Origin of the sequence: Vibrio sp. 1151_11 (assembly GCF_029478525.1) — a bacterium.
Taxonomy (GTDB): domain Bacteria; phylum Pseudomonadota; class Gammaproteobacteria; order Enterobacterales; family Vibrionaceae; genus Vibrio; species Vibrio anguillarum.
Window position 1 is genome coordinate 86870 of sequence record NZ_SHMN01000010.1, and the last position, 15284, is coordinate 102153.

A 15284-nucleotide genomic window follows, 5' to 3' on the forward strand; every position below is an offset into this window, starting at 1 on the left:
ACTCAGCTTTTTTGGCGAGAGTAATCAATGGCAGACCAGTGATTGTCCCATTGGACATTACTACGCGTGCGTATTTCAGGTTGAGGATAGGGTGAATTAACGACCAAGCCAGCTCCTGAACTGACTTGGAACTGCTGATCTTGCACTACCACGCCAGAAGCATCCGGCAAAGAGGCCAACTCAACCAGTTGCAGTGTCTCTTTTGACCAAATACCGTAACAGTTACCTCGTGGAGAAGTCGCTAAAATCCATTGGTCGGTCGCCGCAATACTGGCAATGTAATGGTTGAATCTTGCCCATTGTTCAGGCTCTGCCAAAAGCGGAATGAGTTCGCCACCTTGGTGATGTAGCGCTACCAAAGGTGGATACTCTTCCGGCTGACCTCGGTATTGTTGGCCGCACAGCACAGTATCTGCACCATCATGAGCAAGATGACGGATGCTCAAATGGTGGTCGTTCAATATCCGTTGCTCAAGCACTTCTCCTTGATGAGAAAGGTAGGTCAAGCTTGGCATCATGCTCTCTACGTTGAGTGGCTCGCGGCCGAAGGTATGCACTCCACCCACCCCAATCGCGAGCCTGCCATCTGGCATCACAATGACTTCGTGAGGGCCAATACCAAACCCACTGAACTCAGCCACTTTTTGGTAGCTATGCTGCACATCATACACACCAATAATGCCGCGACTTGTCGCTTTCTCGCCTTCGGTTGCATAAAGCCACGCACCATCATTTGAGTAAACGCCGTGCCCATAAAAATGTCGCGTGGGTTGCGCCAGTTGCAATTTGATGAGTTCTCCATTTTGATAGTTAAACACCATCAAAAACTCACCGGGACGACGGGCAAAAGCGACCGCATGCGTCAAGGTAGGATGGATAGCAACACCGTGTCCCCTTGCAGGCAAAGGTAATTGGTGAATCGCTTGGCCTTGGGCGTCGGCTACAACGGCGCGAAACTGCGAGCCTTTATGAATAGCGCAACCAATCAAAGCGGGTTGTGGGTCGTCACGACGAGTAGTGGCGCACCCCAGCGGCAGCAGAGGCGCTGAAGTGCTCAATAACGCCGCTTTCAGCAGCGTACGCCTTGTTAGATCAGTCACCATCGGTTGCATTAAATCCTATCACTACGCCTAGCTCTACCGCGACTTCGTCATGCAGTAAATAATTGAGTTGTTCGAACTTGTTATAGAGCGCAAGCACCTCACGGTAGCCTGCTTTTGTTTGCAATAAATCAAATAAGCTGGTTGTTTGCGGCCACGTTTCCAACATCAAGGATAAATGTGCTTTTACGCGTTCGGCCATGGCGACTTGATCTCTTTCCCGCAACATCTGATCTAAACCGTCTTTTGCTAAATAGAGTGCTTGCATCGCTTGCACATTCCTTTGCAGGTTATTCAAAGAGACTTTGGCGCGCCACGATTCTGAAAAATAAGGGCGTGGCTGGCCGATATTGGCTAAGGGGCGACTGAGTTTTTTCATGCTGTAATCAAGCTGATTGGAGAACAGCGCAATGTATTCGGCTTGCCAAGCGCTCAGATCCAGCATCAACCATGGATTCTGTTGCCATTGCTCAGCAATCAAATGAGATTTCGTCGCCAAATTCGCGCTGATCGCTTGTCCAATCATACAGCCCGTTTCTAATTGCTGGTTTTTCAGAAGCGGCGATTGAGGGTCATAGAGTAACCATTCCAATGCGCCAATCCCCTGCACTGTAACACTCTGGTTTGCAATCTGCTCCTCACCCCAATGCTTGCCACTGCTCACTAACAGGCTCATTTTTCGCCCGGTAGTGTCTTTTTTATCTGGCCAAAATTGTACGTTCCAACTTTGCTCGAGTGCTTTAGCTGGCCCTCTCTCTTGCCCTTGTAAAAACATCCACGCCCCAATAGTTTGCTGCCACTGTTCTTTCAGCAAGGGCAATGCAACATCGTCCGGCTGGCATTGCTGATCAAATAATTGAGCAAGCTGGTGCGATTGTTGAGCAAAACGCTGCGCCGCAGCAAATTCAACCTCATAAACACCTTGGCTAACATGATTGGTCTTTTGCGGCTCAAGCGCTGATTTCGGCGTGGGTTGGCAAGCCGAAAGTACGCTGGTAACTGCTATCGAAAATAACAGAGGAAATTTCATGCTCGCACCCTATAAAGAATTAAGAAAAGCGATCAACGCGTTGCGTTCGCTGGCATTGAATTGACGTACTTTCTCTTTGGCACCTTGCGCCTCACCACCGTGCCAAAGTACCGCTTCCATGAGATTACGCGCTCGGCCATCATGTAAAAAATAAGTATGGCCGCTCACCTCTTGCGTATAGCCGATCCCCCACAAAGGCGGGGTACGCCACTCTTGTCCATTAGCTAAGGCTTCAGGACGATTATCGGCTAACCCTTCGCCCATATCATGCAGTAGTAAATCACTGTAAGGATGGATTTCTTGCTCTGACAAGGCTGGGTGATCCGTTCTTTTTACCGTTTTAAGGTCAGTGCGGTGGCAACTCTCACAGCCAACTTGTTTGAACAATGATTGACCCAGCTTCACTTGTGGATCGTCGACATTGCGACGCACTGGAACGGCTAAATGCTGAGAATAGAATTCGACAAAATCAAGAATGTTGTCACTGACCTCAGGGTCGCCGCCGTTAGGTAAGGTTTGACAGAGTGTTTGCTTCTCGGTGCAGTTTTCTTTGGGGAATAAACGGCTGGTCAATCCTAAATCGCCGTTAAACGCCGCGGCATTCTGTTGCATTAAACTAGGCTGCCCGGCTTTCCAACCAAAACGCCCGATGGCAAAATCTTTTTTTTCTACATCCCAAACACGGTTCACTTTGCCAGAGATACCATCGCCATCACTATCTTCAGGGTCTGCCATTGCTAATAAGCTGGCATCAGCAATGCTTTCAAGTAGGCCAAGGCCAATCATTGGCGGGGCGACACGCGCCGAAAACTGGGTATCAGGATGCATATCACCATAACCAAGTTCAGTAATTTTTAAATTAGGTTTGCGTAACATCACTTGGTGGCCATCCGTAAAAGCAACCGCAATCTCTTGATAAGTGATGTGGATTTGTCCTTCTGCTTTTTGATCGGGCAAAGCGAAATCTTGTAACTGTCCACCATAGATGGGTTCGGGGATCCCCCCTTCTTTGGCATAGATCGCTTTTTGTTCATCCGTCAGCGCTGGAATACTCAGGCGAACCAACATCGAAACGGCATGTGTGTCATTTTTTTCTGGCGGATGGCCGCGACCATCTTTGATGTGACAATTTTGACAACCATTGGTGTTAAAAAGCGGCCCTAAACCATCTCTTGCATCGGTAGATGATGGCGCTGGCACCCAAGGGTTACGAAAGAAACTGTTTCCCACGCTAAAATCGAGCCGTTTGCTCATCGGCAAATTGGCCGCAGGAAGCGAGTAAGCATTCGGCCCAGCTTTGGTTGTACTGGTTTTGCCACCCGATTTCACCTCATCGGCATAAACGGGGTTGGCAAACAAGGTTAGGAGCGCGACGGTAAAAAACGATCTCATTGGGCTTTTCTCAACATCTTTATTCAGTGTAAACGTGGAAAAGGGCTCATCTGAGCCCTTGGATTTTTCATCTTATTATTAGAATTCGTGGTCTGCAGTATCTGGATTAAGGTTATCAATTCCAATCACTGAAGCGGTACGTTCTATCGAAGCGGTTTGAGCCACTAAAGCCATAATGGCTCCATTGACTATCGCGTTGCCTTGAGGATTGTTAGCCGCGATCAATTGATCGAAATGCTGATTATCTTTTTCAGCCGACGTGACTAATTTGCCGACTTCAGCGCGCGCACTGTCAAACTGCTTTTGAATCTCTTTGGCTGCTTGTGCATCCTTTTGTGCCACTAAATCATTCAGGCTTGGGCCTGTTAGTACCTTTCCGTCTTGACGCTGGTAAGAACCCGTATAAAGGTTGTAAATACCTTGTTCATTGTAGTAATGAGAGTTATGAGTATTATCCGAGAAACAATCGTGCTCATCTTCAGTCGAGTTTGCTTCTAGCGCCACTTTCATACGCTCGCCCGCTAATTCGCCCAGTGATAAAGACCCCATACCAAATAGCATCTTACGCAAACCATTGTCTGCTGATTCCGCAAGTAATTCGTGACGGTAATTGGCTTTTTCATCCGCAGACCACTGTTTTTCCATCCATGCCAAATCTTGCACGAGCAGCTGAGCTGCCGCTTTTAAGTATTGAGCACGGCGATCACAATGGTTATTGGTGCATTCGCTACCCACGACAAAATCCGTGTAAGCACGAGCACCAGCTCCCGCATTGGTGCCATTTAAATCTTGGCCCCACAGTAGAAACTCAATGGCATGATAACCTGAAGCGACGTTAGCTTCAGAGCCACCGATTTCGTTTAAGCTGGCAATCAGCTCTGGTGTGATAGTGGAGACATCAATCGTTGTCGCACCAATTTTCAACGTTTGGTTGGCAATGATGTTAGCGCTGGCGCCTTCATTGCCCAGTTCATATTGGTAATCAGTAGCGACGTAGTCAATCAGCCCTTCATCAAGAGGCCAAGCATTGAGTTGCCCTTCCCAATCGTCAACAACGGCATTGCCAAAACGGAAGACTTCGGACTGCTGGTAAGGCACTCGCGATGCTAACCACGCTTGTTTCACCTCTTCCAATTTAGCCGCCGAGGGAGTCATCAAGAACTGATCGATTGATTTTTCTAATGATTGAGCGGTCGTCAGCGAATCAGCAAACACGGCATGGGCAATATTGGCATAATGTTCGACCACCTGCTCCTTAGTGACGGTAGCGGCAAATGACGCACTACTTGTGATGGCAAGTGAGGCAGCAATTGACTGAATAAGAAGCGTGTTAACTTTCATGGGAGCATCCTTGTTGAGGCGATTTGAGCTTTATCTTGTGGTAGTGCTAATTATTATCATTTGCACCTTTAGTCGCCGATAATACAAATTATCCATTTTTTTGCAAGGTAAAAACGTCAAAAACCTCACCGAAATGAGGTTTTTGGCTATCATCTATAAGTCTGAATTATAGTTTTAAGTTGTGTTTGCCATGGGAGACTTTGGCCTTGAGGTAATTTTCATTACCCGACTTAATATGTGCTGCGGTATTCACGACCTCTACAATTTCAATACCATGCTCCTTCAGCTCACGACTTTTTTTAGGGTTATTGGTGACTAAACGAATCTTAGTCACATTTAACGCTTTCAACATCTGCGCCGCTTCAGTGAAATCACGCAGGTCGTCACCAAAGCCAAGATGATTATTGGCTTCATAAGTATTCATCCCCGCACTTTGTAAGCGATAGGCATCAATTTTGTTGTACAGACCAATGCCTCGACCTTCTTGACGCAAATAGAGGATAATGCCGCCAACTTCGCCCATTTTATTAATGGTTTCTTCTAATTGTTCACCACAATCACAGCGTGATGAGTGAAAAACATCGCCCGTTAAACACTCTGAATGCATACGGACTAAAGGAGTTTCCTGAGTAACATCAGCGGATTTAAAAATGACCGCAACATGTTCTTTGTCTGTTTTCAGTCCTCTAAAAGAGAGTATTTCGGCGTCAATATTGCTTTTTAGACCGACTTTGAAATCCACTCTGGCTCGTACTTCCGCCATATCTACACTCACTTGAATAATTGCTTGTTGCAATGCTGAATTGATTTGCATTCGAATTGACCCATTGATGACCTAACTATGGGGATAGATACTCCCCTTTTCAATAAAAAGATCACTTGCTGAGAAATGTTATAATATAACAATTCTCAGCAATCAAAAGAAAAAATCTCACCACTTCACGTTATCTTGTTCAGTTCAAAGACAAAACACGTTGATTATTAGACTATATTCCATAGTCAGGACTCACACTCAACATCCAAAATAAGGAAAAATCATGCTGATAGGTTTCGACATTGGCGGCACCAAAATTGAAATTTGCGTACTGGATAAATCAGGAAACACCCTCTTTAAACACCGAACCCCTACCCCACATGAGTACGAGCTTTTTCTAAGCACCTTATGTCAACTGGTTGCAATGGCCGAAAGCGAAACGCAAACTCACTGCCAAATCGGGATTGGACTTCCCGGAGCCATCAGCCCAGCGACAGGGCTTATCAAAAATGCCAATTGCACTTTTTTAAATGGTCGAGATTTAAAAGCCGATCTGTGCGCTCGCCTCCAGCGCAACGTTGTAATTGCCAATGATGCCAATTGCTTTGCGCTGTCTGAAGCGGTCGATGGTGCCGCCAAAGATGGTAACGTAGTCTTTGGCGCGATTTTGGGCACCGGTTGCGGTGGCGGTATTGTGATCAACAAACAGGTATTGGTCGGTGCGAACGCCGTATGTGGTGAGTGGGGGCACAATCCGCTGCCAAGTTTTACCAGTGAACGTGATGGGCCTACTCGCCACTGTTATTGCGGACGCGATAACTGTATTGAACTCTTTATCTCCGGTTCTGGCTTAACAAAGAGTGCTCAGTTGATTGGTCAACAAGAGTGGAATGCAGCCGAAATTATCACTCGCTACCAGCAGCAAGACCCACAAGCAACAAAGCTTTATCAACAATTGATTGATCAAATGGCGCGCAGCTTTGCTTGCATCGTCAATGTGTTGGATCCTGATGTGATAGTGCTTGGCGGAGGATTATCAAACGTAGCATCGCTGTATGTTGATCTACCGCGGGCAACAGCGGACTATGTTTTTTCTGATAGTGCACAGATTGTGTTTACCCAAGCGAAATATGGTGACAGCAGCGGCATCCGTGGTGCAGCTTGGCTAGGTTTGAACTAGCAGAAAGTGATTAAAGTCACAACTTTAGTCATCGAAAAATTAAGTAAAGCAAGTGTTTTACATATCAACCAATTGATATTTAAACTATATATCCCTAATTCTGTTTACACTTCACTCCGCGCATAAATACAAATGATAGTAATTACCATTTAGATCCAATATCATTGCACACAGCTTAAATCTGTTATTGATGAATAAGGTAATAACTCAGATGTACACTAAAACACTACTATCAGCCTCCATATTGCTAGCACTTTCCCCTGCAGCTCTCGCAGAAGAAGTTTCTCGATTCGATGAGGTCGTTGTTTCGGCAACGCGAACTTCTCAAACCATCGAAAATACCGCCGCTTCTGTTGCTGTCGTTTCGAGCAAAGACATTGAAGCCAATATGGCAAAAGATGTTGCCGCTATCTTTGAATATACCCCTGGAGTTTCAACCAATAGCTCATCTCGCCAAGGTGTACAGACCATCAATATTCGCGGCGTAGAAGGTAATCGAATCAAAATCATGGTTGATGGAGTCACACAAGGACAAGCATTCGACGGAGGTCCTTACTCTTTTGTCAATTCGAGCGCTATCAGTATCGATCCCGATATGGTAAAGAGTGTTGAAGTCATCAAAGGTGCGGCGTCAAGCCTTCACGGCAGTGATGCCATTGGTGGTGTCGTTGCTTTTGACACCAAAGATCCCCGTGATTTCCTAAAAGGAGACGCAACCACAGGCGGACAAGCAAAGCTTTCCTACTCTTCAGAAGATAAATCTTTCAGTGAACATATTGCCATTGCAAATAGAAGTGGCAATTTAGAGACCTTGGTCGCCTATACTCGCCGTGATGGACAAGAGCAACAAAATTTTTCAGATCGTAAAGAAAATTATTCGATAGAGAGTCAAGATAGTGCAAAAAATGACTTGCTACTTAAGCTCCAATATCAACTGAGCGATGCTCACCGTTTGGAGTTCTTTGGTGAAGCACTGTATAACAAAACAGATTCTGATATCGCTCATTCCAGTTACAAAAACTATCATGGTCAAGATACAACGAAACAGTATCGCCTTGGCATCAAACACATTTGGCTAGCTGACTCTGCCATCGCAGACACCATCACTAGCCGAGCATCTTGGCAAAGCAAAGAAGATAACGGCTTAACGCACCGTTTTCAGCCAGCATCGTCAGGAAGGCCTCCTTACACTCCAGCCAATGCGGACAACCAACAAACCAAAGATTACTTCTACAATGAAGATAAAATTGAATTAGAAACGCAACTGGATAAGTTAGTTACCTTAGGTCAAACCGAACATAACTTTATTTATGGTTTAAGTTTTGCCAGTAGCGATATTTCAAATACCAATACAGAACTCAACTCGGATCCTGCAACGCCAAATCAAGTTTTGGTTTATACACCGGATGCTACAGACCAAAAAATCGGCCTCTTTGTTCAAGATGAGATCACCCTTTTGAGCGGTAATTTGATTGTCACACCAGGCCTTCGTTATGATTCATTTAGCACCGATCCCGGTGGTAGCACCACAGAACCTCTCGTTAAATTTGACGATTCAGCACTCACCAGCCGTCTTGGCGCACTGTACCGCATCAATAATCAACATTCAGTATTTGCTCAAGTCAGCCAAGGCTTCCGTGCCCCTAACTTTACTGAGCTCTACTACACGTATGACAACATTGCTCACCGTTATGTGAACGATCCAAACCCATACCTTAAGTCAGAAACAAGCTTGGCCTATGAATTAGGTTATCGTCACAATACAAACGTCTCGGCAACTGAAATTTCTGCATTTTATAGCGATTATGATGATTTCATTGAACGAGTTACAACTAAGAAAGTGAACGGAATAACCCACTACTCCTATGTCAACTTAAGTGAAGCGACGATCAAAGGGATTGAATTATCAAATCAATTAAAATTGGATCAATTAATTGGAGCCCCGAATGGTATGTCAACACGCCTAGCGGCAAGTTATAGCAAAGGTGAAGATGGTAACGGACGTCCATTGAACAGCGTAAACCCATGGAATGTTGTCGCAGCACTAAATTATGATGATGAAAGTACCACTTGGGGTACTAGCCTGAAGTTGAATTATACTGCTGCGAAGTCAGCCGGTAATATCAACCGTGACCAACTTAATAGCGGTACAGAAAACCAAGTTGAACTGCCGAGTGCGACCATTGTCGATATCACCGCTTACTTTAAACCAATGCAAGATGTCACGATTACTGCGGGCATATTTAACTTAACCGACAAAGAGTACTACCGTTGGAATGATATCCGCGGTAAAACAAACTTAGATAACGACTACTCTCAAGCTGAGCGTAACTATGCTATTACCGCTAAATATGAGTTTTAGCGATTAAACCATTATTCACAAAGCCAGCGTTATGCTGGCTTTGTTGTTCCATGAACTCCTCAATAAAAAAGGCTAGATAACTAGCCTTTTCTTCCAATATCCAATGTATCTTGAGCGATTAAGATTACGCGTTGGAAATTTTCTTATGCCCTTCATCAAGGTGCACAAAATCAACCATATCATCACCAGACACTTGATACGCCTGGCCAAAGCCTTTCACATAAAGACCTTTTTCTACTTTCAATTGGAATAAAGCAAAGTCTTGCAGCTGGCTTAAGCCGTCAATGATCTCGCCAAAACGAGCTTGCATTTGGCCAATGACTTGCTGCCATAATGCCGTTTCACGTGGTACAACACTCGCAACGGCGTCAAACGTCAACCGTTGACGGGCAAAAATCTGTTTTGATGAGCCTTCGTCTGCAATCATCATCAAGGAGACGTGTGGGTTCACCTCCAAGTTACGCGCATGACGAGCGATGTGCGAAATCAGCACAAAGTAACCTTCTTGGTTTTGCACAAATGGCGCGTAGCTCACATTCGGACGGCCTTCCGCGTCCACTGTAGCCAATTGCAATGTACGGCGTTCTTGACGAAACTCTTGGATTTCAGGTTCCAATCGTCCTTGTAATCGCTCTTGTTTGATCTGCTGCTCCATGACTTTCTCCTCGGCCCTTTCGCATTGCGTTCAGGGCTTATCGTTATATCAATATTATTGGTTGGAATGAACGTCTTGTTGTAATGCTTTAAAACGTGCGACTTGCTCTGCAATCAGTTCGCGCTTTTCATCTCGGCCTAGATAAATTTTAAAAATGTTATCGCCTTGCTCACTAAAGAAACCAAAGTAATGACTTTCACGTCCCATAAAAGGCTTACTGACTAAAGCAACGTGTTGGATGGATTCCAACTTTAAGTGGCCGTGTAACTCGCCCTCTTTACCCATCAAGTTATAATAGCCACGAGCCAACTTCCCTTTTGGAAAAGGTGCTTTCACTTCAAATATAGAGCCAAAAGAGTGGACAATCGTTGTGACCATTCCCCAATCCGCTAACGATTCCAACATCGATTGAGCTTGAGCACCATCAACAATCGCAACCATCTCTTTAGGCAATGCCTGCACCACTTCAAATTCAGTCACATTCAACTCTTGCGCCATCGCTGCCGGCAATAAGGTCGGTTGTTGCTCTAATAAAGAGGCCACTTTCTGTTCAAGTAAATCCATATTCATTTCCAGTTCGTTCTTCGCTTTAAATCGCCTTACGCTGGCTCAGTACATCACATTAATCGCCACTAAAAACCCGATCTAGTAAGTAAAATTTATGGCAAAGGTGAATTAATTCAGATTGTTTATGATTAATTGTGGTTGATAGAAAACCCTGTGCTAACAAGGCGTTTCTAACCCATCTTTTCAAATTCATAAAATCATAATTTGATGCAAATGATAATGCAATTGATAATTGATCTTATTTTGATGTTGAGTAATAATCCCTTCATCTGAACGCTTTGTTTTTATATGGAGTACAACGTGAATTTCACTAGATATCTTGTCGCTGGCAGCCTATCTCTCGCGATTCACGCGGCGATCTTGTTTGTTGATGACGAATCAAAAGTGTTTGCCATGCCTGCGGGAAATCAATCCACCTCAGTGTCGATTAACTTTGTAGCTCAACCTCAAGCTCAGGTAGAACAAGAGCAAGCAACAAAAAAACCACCTCCAGAAAAGAGAGCCAACAAGCCCAAAGCAGCAAAAAAAGAGCCGCAAAAAGTGGTGCAGAAAAAGAGCCTGTCAAAACCAGTAAAAGACAAACCGGCTCCTAAAATACCGACAAAATCAGCACAAGTGCAAACTCCTGTAAAGGAAGCTGTGGCATCCTCTGTAGAGAATGAAAATAGTGCAGAATCGACACCGAAAACCGCCGCCACCCAAAGCAGCAGCGGTGCAACTAATCAACCGAAATTAGTCGATGCGCCGTCTTTTGTTACTCGCCCAGCCCCTCCTGTTTATCCAAGGCTTGCACAAAAACGAGGTATTGAAGGGGTCGCTATGTATGAGGTGTGGTTAGACGAAAACGGCCGCCAAATCAAACAGGTGCTGCTCTCTTCGTCGGGCGCGGCGCTGCTGGATGAATCAGCTCTTAATGCCATCAAACAATGGAAATTCTCTCCTCAAGTGGTAGACGGCGAAAAAATAGCCCACCGAGTGCAAATCCCAGTACGTTTTAAATTGGAAGGATAATGGAACTACTTACTCAACTAGAACAACAACTTGGCCTGATGGCCTGGCCTCTTTTTGTCTGCTCAGCACTTGCGACAATGATCATTACTGAACGGCTTTTCCAAGTACTGCTTAGCCTTGGTGTTGGAAAAGGTGCGATCGGTAGTGCGCTCAACCAAATATCACCGACCAATACAGCGCAAATTGAGGCGTTAGCCAGTGAATTTTCCAGCAAGCGCCCATTGCTTTATAAAGGGGTTGCCATGCTGCTTGCTCATCACGATTTCTCTAAAGGATTACGTGAAGATGCGGCGGGCATTTGGTTGCAAGAAAAGCGTCATCAACTGCATTCTGGACTGCGTATTTTATCTTTGATTGGTGTGATCAGCCCGCTACTAGGCTTACTTGGCACTGTGTTAGGTTTGATTGAAATGTTCAAGGGGGTCGCGCTCTCTTCTGGCAATATTACGCCAAATGACCTTGCGGATGGCCTAGGGATTGCGATGCGAACCACGGCTGCAGGTTTGCTGATCGCGCTTCCCGCAATTACAAGCGCTCAGCTGCTTGGCGTATGGGCTGACAGAGTGATGGCAAAACTTGAGCACACACTCAATTATGTCAACTTATGGCTCGAAGGTGTTTCTTTACAGCATGATTGCACCACCAAACAAGAGCGTGTAGCTAAATATGAAGACGTCTCTGACAATGATGTGGTTAACGTATCATGATTAAAACGCCGCATTCTCCCTCATCCGCATTAATGCCAGATTTAACGCCATTGTTGGATATCATTTTTATTGTCATGGTGTTTTTACTGCTTACGGCCGCGGTTAAATTTGAGTCATTAGACGTTTCACTGCCAACAACCGACTCACCCACCGTGAGTGAAGTGAACAAGCAGTCAATCACAGTGAATCTTCTGGCGCACGAACCTTACTGGGCTATCGATGGCAAGCAGTATATCGATTGGAATAACTTCACATTGGCGTTGTTAGAGCAAAGCAAAGCGAGTGATCGCCCCATCGTGATTGGCGCAGACAAAACCGCAGAAGTGCAGCAATTGGTTAAATTGCTGGCGTTCTTGCAAGACAATGGCATCGCTGCCACTCAGTTATTAACCGACCATCCCCAATAGCCTATTCATATGCGCTTTTAAAAACCGTATGATTTTCATGAGTACAACACGATGACACACAAATCTCTTTCTCATTGGCTTGTTGCCATAACGCTCTTCATCTTCTCGCCTTGGCTCTGCGCGCAAGAACGAATTATCAGTGCGGGCAGCGCGGTGACCGAAATCCTCGTTGCGTTAGGCGCACAAAATAAACTTGTTGCGGTCGATGTCACCAGTGAAATTCCAAACGATCTTGCTCTCCCAAAAATCGGTTATCATCGCCAATTATCCGCAGAAGGATTATTAGCCTTAGCACCAACACAATTGATTGGTTCTAGTGAAATGGGGCCAGAAAGCACATTGCAACAGCTTAAAGGCGCTGGCGTTAACGTCGAGGTGGTGAACGATGAATCCACACCACAGGGGTTGTTGGCACGCATTGACCAAATCGCGACGCTCGCTGATGCAAAGCCTCAAGCTAAAGCGCTCAAACAGCAAGTTCAAAGCACAATAGCGGCGTTAACCCACCATCAATCTACCCACAAGACACCGAAAAAAGTGCTATTTCTCCTTATCCACGAAGGAAGGGCAGCCAACGTGGCGGGCAGTGACACCACGCCAAACAGCATTATTGAGTTGGCTGGCGCGGTTAACCCCGCCGCTGAACAAGTGACGTCTTATAAACCACTGTCGATGGAAGCGATAATTGAGATGCAACCGGACGTGATTTTAGTCAGTGGCCGCAGTTATGAAAAACTCGGAGGAGCCGACGCCATTTTGCAATCCATACCGGCATTAGTGGCAACTCCGGCTGGGATAAATAAGCAGATCATCACCATCGATGGCCACGCTCTCGTCGGCGGGTTAGGCCTTAAAAGCTTGGCTGAAGCGCAACGTCTAAACGCATTGCTCTATCCTTAAGGGGCCTATTTTGTTACGTCATCTCTCAAGAAATGTGGTGAATGCAACACTACTACTGTTGGTGGTTTTGGTTAGCCTTTATTCGATTACGGTTGGCCCAATGAATATCAGCTTCAGCGACAGCATAAAAAGTCTCGTGCTGCACTCCAATGACATTGCCGCGCACATCAATTTAGTCATCCACGAGATCCGCTTTCCGCGTACCCTGCTCTGCTTATTGGTTGGAGCAATTTTGGCGCTGTGCGGGACGGTGATGCAAGGCCTGTTTCGTAATCCATTAGCTGAGCCCGGCATTATCGGTGTTTCGGCAGGTTCAGCCCTCGGAGCCGCACTTGCGATTGTGCTATTCGCCAATTTAGCACTGTTTTCCAACCCGTGGATGAGTGCTGCGGTGGTACCTATTTTTGCCTTTTTAGGCGGTGCATTGACTACTTTGTTGGTTTACCGACTAGGCACCAGTAAATTTGGCACTTCCGTCACCATCATGCTACTCGCAGGCGTCGCCATCAGCGCGCTATCGGGGGCGGGTATTGGCTATTTGAATTATGTTGCAGACGATCAAATGCTACGCGATCTCTCATTGTGGTCAATGGGATCACTGGCGGGTGCAAACTGGCAAAATATTCTCTTGTGCGCCGTGACCTTACTGCTGCTGCTCGTCTGTTTCTCCCGTCAAGCGATGGCGCTCAACGCACTATTACTTGGCGAGTCTGAAGCGCGTCATCTAGGCATTTCTGTGCAACGGCTTAAACGTTCAATGATTTTACTCAGCGCACTCGGCGTTGGAGTGACCGTCAGCGCGGTGGGCATGATTGGTTTTATCGGGTTGGTCATCCCTCATCTAGGCCGGATGCTGGTTGGCCCCGATCACCGTAGTTTGATCCCCATTTCGGCTTTACTTGGTGCACTCTTACTCACTGTCGCCGATATGTTTGCCCGTATAGCAGTGGCACCTGCGGAGCTGCCTGTCGGGATTGTGACTGCGCTGGTTGGTGCACCTTTCTTCCTCTATCTTCTGTTTCAACAAAAAGGCAAAGTATTTTGAGTACAACGGCAGCAATCCAAGCCAGTAATATATCGGTTAAATTTGGCCATCGAACCCTTTTGGATAAGATTGATATTGAGATTTTTTCAGGTCAAGTCACGGCGTTACTTGGCCCCAATGGTGCTGGAAAAAGTACCTTGCTGAAAATACTCAGCGGTGAAATCTCATCAACAGGCAAAATGGCTTACTTCGGTGTTCCGCAAGCACTGTGGCAACCGAATGAGTTAGCAAAGCACTTGGCCATTCTTCCGCAGCAAAGTACGTTGAGCTTTCCTTTTATCGCTCAAGAAGTGGTGGAATTAGGCGCACTGCCATTAAATTTAAGCCATCAACAAGTCAGTGAAGTGGCGCTACACTACATGCAACAAACCGATATCAGCGATAGAGCGAACAATCTCTACCCGGCTTTATCGGGTGGTGAAAAACAACGTTTACATCTGGCGCGGGTATTAACTCAACTTCACCACTCCGGTGACAAAAAAATCCTGATGCTGGATGAACCAACGTCAGCGTTAGATCTGGCTCACCAGCACAATACACTGCGCATTGCACGTTCATTAGCACGCCAAGAGCAATGCGCTGTTGTAGTCGTGCTGCACGATCTCAACCTTGCGGCTCAATATGCAGATCGTATGGTGATGCTGCACAATGGCAAACTGGTTTGCGATGCCCCACCTTGGGAAGCGCTCAATGCAGAAAGAATTGAGCAGGTGTATGGCTACTCGTCACTTGTCGCCGCGCATCCAACCATAGATTTTCCTATGGTCTACCCCGTCTAATATTGTCCTTAATAACTGTCCGTATTTGTGGGCGCGTCCCTTCGCTATAATGCG

15 protein-coding genes are annotated in these 15284 nt (G+C 46.0%); 8 read left to right on the top strand and 7 right to left on the bottom strand.

Annotation, left to right across the window (positions count from 1 at the left end; all coding sequences use genetic code 11):
* Positions 1-2: 2 nt before the first annotated feature.
* The 5 genes from EXZ60_RS09475 to ribA form a co-directional block, all read right to left on the bottom strand.
* Positions 3-1103 (bottom strand): DUF1513 domain-containing protein, encoded by a 1101-nt coding sequence (locus EXZ60_RS09475; protein WP_277435611.1) that lies wholly within the window; start codon positions 1101-1103, stop codon positions 3-5.
* Positions 1093-2130 carry an imelysin family protein gene (locus EXZ60_RS09480; protein ID WP_277435612.1) on the bottom strand — a complete coding sequence of 346 codons (1038 nt, stop codon included), beginning with the start codon at positions 2128-2130 and terminating at the stop codon, positions 1093-1095. The genes EXZ60_RS09475 and EXZ60_RS09480 overlap by 11 nt, the downstream gene beginning before the upstream one ends.
* A gap of 9 nt (positions 2131-2139) precedes the next feature.
* Positions 2140-3522, bottom strand: a complete 1383-nt coding sequence (locus tag EXZ60_RS09485; RefSeq protein WP_094133548.1) for a di-heme oxidoredictase family protein — start codon at positions 3520-3522, stop codon at positions 2140-2142.
* A 78-nt stretch (positions 3523-3600) separates the two neighbouring features.
* Positions 3601-4863 (bottom strand): imelysin family protein, encoded by a 1263-nt coding sequence (locus EXZ60_RS09490; RefSeq protein ID WP_094145273.1) that lies wholly within the window; start codon positions 4861-4863, stop codon positions 3601-3603.
* Between the two features lie 166 nt (positions 4864-5029).
* Positions 5030-5677, bottom strand: coding sequence for a GTP cyclohydrolase II (gene ribA / locus EXZ60_RS09495; RefSeq protein WP_013856740.1), 648 nt, complete (start codon positions 5675-5677; stop codon positions 5030-5032).
* 223 nt (positions 5678-5900) lie between these two features.
* Between ribA and EXZ60_RS09500 the strand changes: the two genes are divergently transcribed.
* Both EXZ60_RS09500 and EXZ60_RS09505 read left to right on the top strand, forming a co-directional pair.
* Positions 5901-6797, top strand: coding sequence for an ROK family protein (locus tag EXZ60_RS09500; protein ID WP_161437787.1), 897 nt, complete (start codon positions 5901-5903; stop codon positions 6795-6797).
* 211 nt (positions 6798-7008) lie between these two features.
* Entirely contained in the window at positions 7009-9159 is a 2151-nt protein-coding gene (locus EXZ60_RS09505) for a TonB-dependent hemoglobin/transferrin/lactoferrin family receptor (RefSeq protein ID WP_277435613.1), read from the top strand.
* 124 nt (positions 9160-9283) lie between these two features.
* Here the strand turns inward: EXZ60_RS09505 and hutZ are convergent, their stop codons facing one another.
* A complete protein-coding gene (gene hutZ, locus EXZ60_RS09510) occupies positions 9284-9814 on the bottom strand; it encodes a heme utilization protein HutZ (RefSeq protein WP_277435614.1) in 531 nt (176 codons plus the stop codon).
* A 54-nt stretch (positions 9815-9868) separates the two neighbouring features.
* The gene (gene hutX / locus EXZ60_RS09515) at positions 9869-10378 is read right to left on the bottom strand and encodes a heme utilization cystosolic carrier protein HutX (protein WP_277435615.1); all 510 of its coding nucleotides are present in this window, start codon (positions 10376-10378) and stop codon (positions 9869-9871) included.
* A 303-nt stretch (positions 10379-10681) separates the two neighbouring features.
* On the opposite strand from hutX, the gene EXZ60_RS09520 reads away from it, so the two are divergent.
* Genes EXZ60_RS09520 through EXZ60_RS09545 form a run of 6 tightly spaced genes read left to right on the top strand, consistent with a single transcriptional unit; the run spans position 10682 to position 15230 of the window.
* Positions 10682-11392: an energy transducer TonB gene (locus EXZ60_RS09520; RefSeq protein WP_277435616.1), complete on the top strand. Its 711-nt coding sequence runs from the start codon at positions 10682-10684 to the stop codon at positions 11390-11392.
* Positions 11392-12099 carry a MotA/TolQ/ExbB proton channel family protein gene (locus tag EXZ60_RS09525; RefSeq protein WP_277435617.1) on the top strand — a complete coding sequence of 236 codons (708 nt, stop codon included), beginning with the start codon at positions 11392-11394 and terminating at the stop codon, positions 12097-12099. The genes EXZ60_RS09520 and EXZ60_RS09525 overlap by 1 nt, the downstream gene beginning before the upstream one ends.
* Positions 12096-12506, top strand: a complete 411-nt coding sequence (locus EXZ60_RS09530) for a biopolymer transporter ExbD (RefSeq protein ID WP_010317505.1) — start codon at positions 12096-12098, stop codon at positions 12504-12506. Before EXZ60_RS09525 ends, EXZ60_RS09530 begins: the two co-directional genes overlap by 4 nt.
* A gap of 51 nt (positions 12507-12557) precedes the next feature.
* Positions 12558-13406 carry an ABC transporter substrate-binding protein gene (locus EXZ60_RS09535; protein ID WP_277435618.1) on the top strand — a complete coding sequence of 283 codons (849 nt, stop codon included), beginning with the start codon at positions 12558-12560 and terminating at the stop codon, positions 13404-13406.
* Between the two features lie 10 nt (positions 13407-13416).
* Positions 13417-14451 carry an iron ABC transporter permease gene (locus EXZ60_RS09540; RefSeq protein ID WP_094500135.1) on the top strand — a complete coding sequence of 345 codons (1035 nt, stop codon included), beginning with the start codon at positions 13417-13419 and terminating at the stop codon, positions 14449-14451.
* The gene (locus EXZ60_RS09545; protein WP_277435619.1) at positions 14448-15230 is read left to right on the top strand and encodes a heme ABC transporter ATP-binding protein; all 783 of its coding nucleotides are present in this window, start codon (positions 14448-14450) and stop codon (positions 15228-15230) included. The genes EXZ60_RS09540 and EXZ60_RS09545 overlap by 4 nt, the downstream gene beginning before the upstream one ends.
* Positions 15231-15284: the final 54 nt, after the last annotated feature.

Excerpts from the sequence above, each read along its gene's own strand:
- hutX (WP_277435615.1), bottom strand. The coding sequence starts at position 10,378 with ATGGATTTACTTGAACAGAAAGTGGCCTCTTTATTAGAGCAACAACCG.
- EXZ60_RS09490 (WP_094145273.1), bottom strand. The coding sequence starts at position 4,863 with ATGAAAGTTAACACGCTTCTTATTCAGTCAATTGCTGCCTCACTTGCC.
- EXZ60_RS09505 (WP_277435613.1), top strand. The coding sequence starts at position 7,009 with ATGTACACTAAAACACTACTATCAGCCTCCATATTGCTAGCACTTTCC.
- hutZ (WP_277435614.1), bottom strand. The coding sequence starts at position 9,814 with ATGGAGCAGCAGATCAAACAAGAGCGATTACAAGGACGATTGGAACCT.
- EXZ60_RS09530 (WP_010317505.1), top strand. The coding sequence starts at position 12,096 with ATGATTAAAACGCCGCATTCTCCCTCATCCGCATTAATGCCAGATTTA.
- EXZ60_RS09475 (WP_277435611.1), bottom strand. The coding sequence starts at position 1,103 with ATGGTGACTGATCTAACAAGGCGTACGCTGCTGAAAGCGGCGTTATTG.
- EXZ60_RS09485 (WP_094133548.1), bottom strand. The coding sequence starts at position 3,522 with ATGAGATCGTTTTTTACCGTCGCGCTCCTAACCTTGTTTGCCAACCCC.
- EXZ60_RS09480 (WP_277435612.1), bottom strand. The coding sequence starts at position 2,130 with ATGAAATTTCCTCTGTTATTTTCGATAGCAGTTACCAGCGTACTTTCG.
- EXZ60_RS09535 (WP_277435618.1), top strand. The coding sequence starts at position 12,558 with ATGACACACAAATCTCTTTCTCATTGGCTTGTTGCCATAACGCTCTTC.
- EXZ60_RS09500 (WP_161437787.1), top strand. The coding sequence starts at position 5,901 with ATGCTGATAGGTTTCGACATTGGCGGCACCAAAATTGAAATTTGCGTA.
- ribA (WP_013856740.1), bottom strand. The coding sequence starts at position 5,677 with ATGCAAATCAATTCAGCATTGCAACAAGCAATTATTCAAGTGAGTGTA.
- EXZ60_RS09525 (WP_277435617.1), top strand. The coding sequence starts at position 11,392 with ATGGAACTACTTACTCAACTAGAACAACAACTTGGCCTGATGGCCTGG.